Raw genomic sequence first — 8,278 nt, 5'->3', positions numbered from 1 at the left:
CGCCACTGCAAGCGCGCCGAGCGCTTGAGCAATTTGAGGGCTCCGCGCCCGGCGCGCTTGCCCAAACCGAAACCCATGATTATCAAGATCAAACCCGCAGACTCTCGTTATGAACGAGGGACCGAAGGGGGGCAGGTCAAGCTCAGCAGCCACACCATTGTGGTGACCGTTTTTCCAGAAAGGCCCGCGCGCCTTCCTGCGCGTCTTCTGACCCGATGGTTTGATCCAGGTATTTATCGTTGAGATGCCACAGTGCCTCTTCATCGCCACTGGCGGCCGTACGTGCAAGGTCGAGGCTGAGGCTTACCGAGAGCGGAGCGGAAGCTGCGATTTTTTCGGCTAGTTCACGGGCTGTTCTCATAAGACTCTCTGATGGTACCACCCTGTTGACCAAACCTAGTTCGAGCGCCCGCGCCGCAGTGATGGGATCACCAGTGAGGGTCATTTCATTCACCACAGCGATCGGCAACCGCCGAGCAAGCCGGAACACACCCCCGGCCCCGGCGATCAACCCACGCCGCGCCTCAGGCAGGCCAAAAATTGCGGTATCCACAGACAAGGCAAGGTCACAGGCAAGCAGGATTTCGAAACCTCCTGCCATCGCCGGACCATTCACCGCCGCGATCACAGGCTTGCGGCGTTTCACGCCGACGAACCCTGCAAATCTGCCCGGACCGTGCAGTATCGCTTTGCCTTCACCGTTACCAAAAGCAACAAGATCCATACCTGAGCAAAAGGAAGAACCTGCGCCTGTCAGGATGGTCACCGAGACCGAAGAGTCGTCTTCACATTCCTCGATTGCCTCGTGCAATGCCATTGATAGTCGGGCGTTTACCGCGTTCCGGCGCTCAGGGCGGTTAAGCGTGATCGTCGCGATATTCCCGTCGATCTCTAAAAGGACAGCAGGCTTTTCACTCATGACTACTTTCCGGTAAATTTCGGCGACCGCTTCTCATTGAATGAGGCAAGCCCCTCCTTGGCGTCTTCGGTCAGGGTCATCAAGCCCAGCTGACCTTCGGCAAAAGCAATGGCCTGATCGAAACTCATCGCTTCCACAACGCGCATTGCATATTTCCCTCGACGCAGTGCAGAGGGTGATGTCTTGGCAAAGCTGGCAATGAGCCCGTCCGCACATTCGGCCAGTTGTCCGGCCGGAAGCACACGGTTCAGCAGACCCGCCTCCATCGCGTCTTGTGCCGAAAACAACTCCCCGGTCAGCATCCATTCCCGCAATGTCCGTGCAGGGATAAGTGCCTTCATCAACGCCAGTACCTGCATCGGGAACAGACCGATCTTGGCTTCTGGTAGACCAAATTTCGCCGTATCTACGGCAATGGCCAAATCAGCCATCGCAACAAGACCGATGCCGCCCGCCACACAAGTCCCGTTGACGACTGCGAGAATCGGCAAGGGGCAGTTCTGAGCCTGGCGCAGAAGGTTTCCATATGCGGTAGAAGGCTCGGCAAAATCGAAATTGAACCCGCCCCCGGGCTGAAGATCGCCTCCGGCGCAAAAGACCTTATCGCCCGCGCCGGTCAGTACAATGCACCGGACCTCTGGGTCGGCCTCGGCCTGTTTGATGCCGTCGGATATGCCTTCGATCAGGTCATTATTAATCGCATTGCGCTTTTCCGGGCGATTGAGCGTTATTCGAAACGCATGGTTCTCGCGGCTGTACAGAACGACGGCGTTAGTCATGCGGCGTCGATCTCTACCAGGACGGCATGGGTGCTGACCTGCATACCTTTCGTAACGTTCACTGCCGTCACCGTTCCGCTAAGCGTACTGGCATGCGTGTGTTCCATCTTCATCGCTTCTACCACGACAAGCTTTTGTCCCTTTTCAACGGTGTCGCCGACGGCGATATCAACAGAGACGATATTGCCATTCATCGATGCGCGAACTTTGCCATCGCCACCTGCGACCTCGGCAGCAACGGTCGGCTGAAAAGTGAGATCGAGAAAATCATAACTGCGCCCCTGATAGTGAACTGTAACGCGGGTTTCGTCCTGCCAAAGTAATGCTTTACTGGTTGCCCCATTCAGTTCGAGCGTAACTCTAGGGCCGTCAACCGTGGTCACGCAAAGCTCAAGAGGTTCCTCACCCGACATTTCCACATGACATGCCCCATTACGGAAAGCTTGCACGATGGGGGCAAACGCGCGCTCTCCACGGGCCAGACGCAACGGTGTATAAAACCCGTGGGTCAAACGATTGCCCGGACCCGCACGCATGAGAGCTGCGGTAATCATCGCAGCACGGGCTTCGCGGGTTGTTTCGACTGCCATCAGATCGTCGCCGTGATCAGCGATGAACGCCGTAGTTGCCCTACCCTCCGCGAAAACCGAGTGGGACAGACAGTCAGAAAGGAAGTTCTTGTTCGTCCGAAGACCGATCGCCACAGTGTGATCCAGTGCCGAGACTAATTTTCGCCGCGCATCGTCACGAGAGCAGCCATGGGCGATGAGCTTAGCGATCATGGAATCGTAAAAGGGCGGTATTTCGGCACCACTGCGCAGCGCATGGTCTACCCTTACGAATGACACCGGCTCCCATAATTCCAGTCGACCGCTTTGCGGCATGAAACCAGCGGCGGGGTCTTCGGCGCAAAGGCGAACCTCGATTGCATGGCCGCTGTAGGAAACATCAATCTGATCAAGCGGCAGCTTCTCTCCAGCGGCAACCCGCAATTGCAGTTCTACCAGATCAAGACCGGTGATCATCTCGGTGACAGGATGTTCAACCTGAAGCCGTGTGTTCATTTCCATGAAAAAAAAGTTACCGTCACCGTCGAGCAGATATTCAAAGGTTCCCGCACCTGCGTAGCCAATGGCCCGAACTGCATCGATCGATGCTTTACCCATCCGCTCTCTAAGCTCAGGGTCGACAGCGGGTGACGGCGCTTCCTCGATCACCTTCTGATGGCGGCGCTGCACCGAACAGTCCCTTTCGCCACAGTGAATGGCGTTGCCATGGTGATCCGCCATAACCTGAATTTCCACGTGGCGCGGGTTCACGATGGCCTTTTCCAACAGGACGACGTCGTTACCAAATGCAGTCCTCGCTTCGGATTTCGCCGACTGCAGATGGTTCAGAAAATCCTTTTCCGATAAAACCAGCCGCATGCCGCGCCCGCCACCGCCAGCCGTTGCTTTGATCATGACCGGAAAGCCGATGCGCTTGGCTTCTTTCAATAACTTGTCGCTGTCCTGATCTTCACCCTGATAGCCCGGCACGCAGGGCACGCCAGCCTGTTCCATCAGTGCTTTTGCGCCTGCCTTGTCGCCCATGTTGCGGATCGCTTCGGCACCCGGCCCGACAAAAACGATACCGGCCTGCTCACAGGCGATTGGCAGATCCTCATTCTCGGCAAGAAAGCCGTAGCCAGGATGTATCGCATCGGCACCGGTCTGGCGGGCGGCATCGATTATCGCCGCGATTTTCAGATAGGACTCTGACGGAGCGGCCATTCCAATACATACCGCCTCATCGGCGATGCGCACATGTTCTGCCTTGGCATCCGGTTCCGAGTAAATGGCGACCGTTCCATATCCCATGGTCCGGGCGGTTTTCATGATGCGGACTGCTATCTCGCCCCGGTTCGCGACAAGCAGCTTCTGGAATGATTTGGGTCTGGTCATCATACGTCTCGCGGTTATCAGGGGCGCGCCACGGCGAACTGGATTTCATTAGGCCTGCGATCGTCGGCTTCACGCGCGATCTGCATCAACTCGATCATAAGATCACGAGTATCCCGTGGATCGATCACCCCGTCGTCCAGCACCCGGGCAGAGGTGTAGAATGCATCCATCTGACGGTTGAAGTTTTCGGTGATCCTGGACTTGAGCGCATCCAGCTTTTCGTGGTCAACATCTTCGCCCAGCCTTTCGGCGCGCATTTCCTGCACCACGGCCATTGTTCCGGCTGCCTGCTCGCCGCCCATGACGGCCGTCTTCGCGTTGGGCCAGGAAAAACAGAACCGAGGATGAAACCCGCGCCCGCACATGCCGTAGTTTCCAGCCCCGAAAGACGCGCCACAGTAAATAGTGAACTGTGGAACAGTGGCAGTCGTCACTGCCTGGATCATCTTGGACCCATGCTTGATACTCCCTGCTTCCTCGTAACTGCGACCGACGAGGAACCCCGTGGTATTGTTGAGGTAAAGGATCGGTGTTCCGGCCTGACAGCAGGCCTGAATGAAGTGCGTTGCTTTTGCTGCGCCACTCGGGTCGATGGGTCCGTTATTCGTGATGATACCGATCGGCCAGCCTGCAATCTTCGCATTGCCACAAACAGTCGCGCCGCCATAGCGCTCACCGAATTCGACAAAATCGGCCCCGTCCACAAGGCGCGCGATGACCTCTTTCATATCGACTGGTCGGCGGTGATCCATCGGCATCAAGCCAAGCAGGTCTTCGCGGTCATAGGCCGGTTCGGCGTATGACTTCGTTTCCCTTGGCGTGGCGTTCCATTCGATATTCTTCAGGATAGATCGCGCCAATCCAATGGCCTCACGATCATCCTCTGCCATGTAATCGCCCAGCCCCGAAATCCCGGTATGCATTTCGGCACCGCCAAGTTCTTCCTCTGTGGCGACCTCGCCGGTCGCGGCTTTGAGCAGCGGTGGACCAGCCAGAAAGACCCGGGTGCGGCCGCGCACCATGATAATGTAATCGGAAAGCCCGGTCTGATAGGCACCGCCCGCAGTTGAACTTCCATGGGTGATCGTGACAACAGGCAACCCCGCCGCCGAGAAGCGGGCGATGTTGCGGAAGAGGTTACCGCCCCGCACGAAATCTTCGACCCGATAGGCCATAAGATTTGCACCGGCACTTTCGACAAGCTGGACATAGGGCAGCTTGTTCTCGAGAGCGATTTCCTGAATGCGAAGTTGCTTGTCCAGACCCATAGGTTGCAGCGCCCCGGCGGAAATGCCGGAATCCGACGCGTTGATCATGCAGCGCACGCCCGAGACATAACCAATCCCCGCGATCACGCCGCCACCGGGAACTGACTTTTCGGTCTCCTCCTGATCAAGCCCATAGCCCGCCAGCTTGGACAATTCGATAAACGGCCGACCGGGATCGAGCAAAAGAGCGACCCGGTCACGGGGCAAAAGTTGATGGCGTTTCTCGAAGCGTTCGCGCGATTTTTCCGAAGCCTTCCGGGTGCGGGATTCTATGTTTTCCATTTGGTCGAGCAGATCGGTCATACCTTTACGGTTGGCCACGAAGGTCTCTGCGTCGGTGGAAACGGAGCTTAAAATCTTTGCCATGTCTAACCCGGATTATTGCTTGAAAGTTCGATGGACGCAGGCGTCCCGATCAGTTCCATTGTTTTCTGACAGTTCATACCGGCTGCGGCTTGCGTCGTTTAGCTGAAGCCTCACAAGAGCAACCTAGGCAGAAAGAGCGATATCGCCGGAATCGAAGCGATCAATGCGATGCGCAGTATATCAGCGATCCAGAACGGTGCGACGCCTCTGAAAATGGTCGTCGTGGCCACGTCCGGCAGAACCGAGCGCAAAACAAAAACATTTATGCCGATCGGAGGCGTCAGCAGCCCGATTTCTACCGAAACGACAACGACGATTCCAAACCACACCGGGTCGAATCCAAGTTCGACGATGATCGGAAAGAAGATCGGCACCGTCAATAAAATCATCGACAGGCTTTCGAGGACGCAGCCGAGGACAAGATAAATGCCGACGATTGCCGCGATCACCATCCAGGGTTTCACCTCCTGACCGGTAACCCACTCAAGAAAGCTGGTATGCATGCCGGTGTAGTTGATGAATTCGCTGAAGATTGTCGCACCGATCAGTACGCCAAACATGATGCCGCTGGTTCGGGCGGAATCGACCAGCACCTCGACAAACGCGCGAAAATTCATCGAACGACGCAGTAGCGCAAAGACAAAGCTGATGCCGGCCCCCACACCCGCCGCCTCGGTCGGCGTGAAAAAGCCGCCGTAAATTCCACCGATGACGATCACGAAAAGCGCAAGCACGGCCCAGACACCACGCAGCGCTGAGATCCGTTCCGACCAGCTCATTTTCGGCCCGGCAGGTCCCATGTCGGGATTGCGCCAGGTTACGTAACGCACGGCGAACATGTATCCGATGAGACCGATTAGACCCGGTATCATGCCAGCAGCGAAAAGCATCCCGATGTTGGTTTCGGTGATTACACCGTAAAGGATCAGGATAACGCTTGGCGGAATAAGGATCCCGAGCGTACCGCCTGCCGCGATGGACCCGGTCGCGAGGCGATCATCGTAGCCGAATTCGCGCATCGAGGGCATCGCGACCTTGGCCATCGTCGCAGCGGTCGCCAGCGACGATCCGCAAACGGCGCTGAACCCCCCGCAGGCTACGACAGTCGCCAGCGAAATCCCGCCCCGTAAATGACCCATAACGGCGTAGGCGGCAGCGTATAGCTCGCGAGAGATCCCTGCCCGGGTCAGAAAATTACCCATTAGGACGAAGAGCGGAATAACTGACAGATAGTAGTTCAACAGGCTCGACTTGGCGGTCAGGGCAACCATCGCAAATGCTGGCTTCCATGAGATCAACAGACCAAAACCAACGAACCCGACAAGGCCAAGCGCCACAGTCAACGGGACACGCGCAAAGATAAGGATGAATGCGGCGAGTACGCCGATAAGTGCTTCGGTCACGCCTCTGTCACCTTGTAAGGATTGAGTATAGCCAAAAGGAAAGCCAGCGCAGAAATTCCGAAAAGAACGGCGACGCCGTAGAGGACGGGCGCCATAGGAATTTCAAGAAGCGGCGTCTGCCCGCCGAAACGAGCTGTCTTGTCGCCTTCGATCCACACCCGCCAAGCGACAAAGGCAAAGCTGACAGCACAAAGCAGGTTTGAAAGACCAACCTGCCATGGCCGAAGCCTTTCGGGAACGAACACGTCAAGGACATCGATCGTCGCGTGAAGGCCGCGCCAAGCAAGCGAGGGAAAGACACAGGCGATTGTTATGGCAACTGCCAGTTCAGTTAGTTCCGTCGCCCCCGCCATCGGGGATCGGAAGAAACTGCGCCCGACCACATCAAAGAACGCGATCCCCATCATACTCAAAAGAGCCAGTGCGGCCAGACCATCGGTCAGTGAAATGACCAGCCTGACCGCACTAAACCGCTTGGCATTACTCGCCGGCAAGTTTCGCCTCCTCCTTGGCGATCTCCGCCCGGAATTCGGCAAGTACGCCCGCCGCGTCTTCGAGGCCCATTTCCGTTGCCTTGTCGATCCAGATCTGGTCGATGGTCGCCAGATTTTCCTTGAGTGCTTGAATCATTTCTTCGGAAGCCGGTGTGATCGTGCCGCCTTCATCAAGCACATCCTGCCGGCCCCGCGCGTTAAGCTGATGATAGACTTCGGCAATACCGGTCGAGAAAACTTCGCCCGATACGCTCCAGAAAGCTTCCTGATCGGCTTCGGACAGTTCAGAGAGCGTTTCCTCATTCACCACAAAGGATATACCCGCACTGCCGAGGCCACCCGGAACAGTCAGGAGGTTGCCGATGGATCCGGCGATCTTGAAGCTGTTGATGGTTTCGGTCGATGAAATCATCCCGTCCACCACACCGGTGGAAATGAGTTCATACATCTCGCTGATCGGCTTGTTGACAGGCGCGCCGCCCAGCGAAACAACAACCTTTGAACCGGTTGCCGTCGGCACCCTCAGCTTGAGACCATTCAGCTTGTCCATGCTGTCGATGGGTCCGGGTCCGGTTGCAAGCGCCATGGGGCCAACCGAAGATTTCGCGACGGGAATCGCATTCTCGTACTCGGCGAATTGCTCAAGGTATTTCTTGTAGATCCGCCAATAGGCTATGCTGATCGCCCGTGCATCGTTGCCAAGAAAAGGGAGTTCCACGATGCCATTCAAATTAAAGCGTCCTGCGGAATAGCCATCGACAATAAGCGACATGTCGGCCAGCCCGTCGCGCACCACTTCGAACTGGGTCGGAACCGTTCCAACGACCTTGGGCAGGATTTCAACGGTGACACGGCCTTCTGTCGCCTCAGCCACATCTTCGATCCAGGGCTGAATTACTTCGGACATGAAGGGATGTGTTGCAGGCAGCCAGTTGGAATAGCGCAGTGTCGTATCGGCGGACAGCGAAGTGGCTGTCAGACAGATCGCAATTCCCGGGGCGAAAGTCTGAAAAAATGTCATGTGGTCCTCCCAAAATGCTTTGACAGGACTGTCTCATCTGATTTTTTCCAAAACTTGCGTGGATACGTTGAGACCGGGGAATTGA

7 protein-coding genes are annotated in these 8,278 nt (G+C 56.5%); all 7 read right to left on the bottom strand.

What is annotated here, in order from left to right:
• Positions 1-142: 142 nt before the first annotated feature.
• Positions 143-919 (bottom strand): enoyl-CoA hydratase-related protein, encoded by a 777-nt coding sequence (locus ACU0FH_RS03155; protein ID WP_446193328.1) that lies wholly within the window; start codon positions 917-919, stop codon positions 143-145.
• A 2-nt stretch (positions 920-921) separates the two neighbouring features.
• Positions 922-1,698, bottom strand: coding sequence for an enoyl-CoA hydratase-related protein (locus ACU0FH_RS03150; protein ID WP_446193327.1), 777 nt, complete (start codon positions 1,696-1,698; stop codon positions 922-924).
• Positions 1,695-3,641, bottom strand: coding sequence for an acetyl/propionyl/methylcrotonyl-CoA carboxylase subunit alpha (locus tag ACU0FH_RS03145; protein WP_446193326.1), 1,947 nt, complete (start codon positions 3,639-3,641; stop codon positions 1,695-1,697). The genes ACU0FH_RS03150 and ACU0FH_RS03145 overlap by 4 nt, the downstream gene beginning before the upstream one ends.
• Before the next feature lie 17 nt (positions 3,642-3,658).
• On the bottom strand, positions 3,659-5,275 hold the full coding sequence (locus ACU0FH_RS03140) for an acyl-CoA carboxylase subunit beta (protein WP_446193325.1): 1,617 nt from the start codon (positions 5,273-5,275) through the stop codon (positions 3,659-3,661).
• A gap of 110 nt (positions 5,276-5,385) precedes the next feature.
• Positions 5,386-6,678 (bottom strand): TRAP transporter large permease, encoded by a 1,293-nt coding sequence (locus tag ACU0FH_RS03135; protein WP_446193324.1) that lies wholly within the window; start codon positions 6,676-6,678, stop codon positions 5,386-5,388.
• Positions 6,675-7,172 carry a TRAP transporter small permease gene (locus ACU0FH_RS03130; RefSeq protein ID WP_446193323.1) on the bottom strand — a complete coding sequence of 166 codons (498 nt, stop codon included), beginning with the start codon at positions 7,170-7,172 and terminating at the stop codon, positions 6,675-6,677. Before ACU0FH_RS03130 ends, ACU0FH_RS03135 begins: the two co-directional genes overlap by 4 nt.
• Positions 7,159-8,193 (bottom strand): TRAP transporter substrate-binding protein, encoded by a 1,035-nt coding sequence (locus ACU0FH_RS03125; protein WP_446193322.1) that lies wholly within the window; start codon positions 8,191-8,193, stop codon positions 7,159-7,161. Before ACU0FH_RS03125 ends, ACU0FH_RS03130 begins: the two co-directional genes overlap by 14 nt.
• Positions 8,194-8,278 lie beyond the last annotated feature (85 nt).

The sequence above is a fragment of the Heliomarina sp. genome (assembly GCF_052826185.1).
Note: the sequence above shows the minus strand (reverse complement) of the source record. Positions and strands in the feature narration are given on the sequence as shown.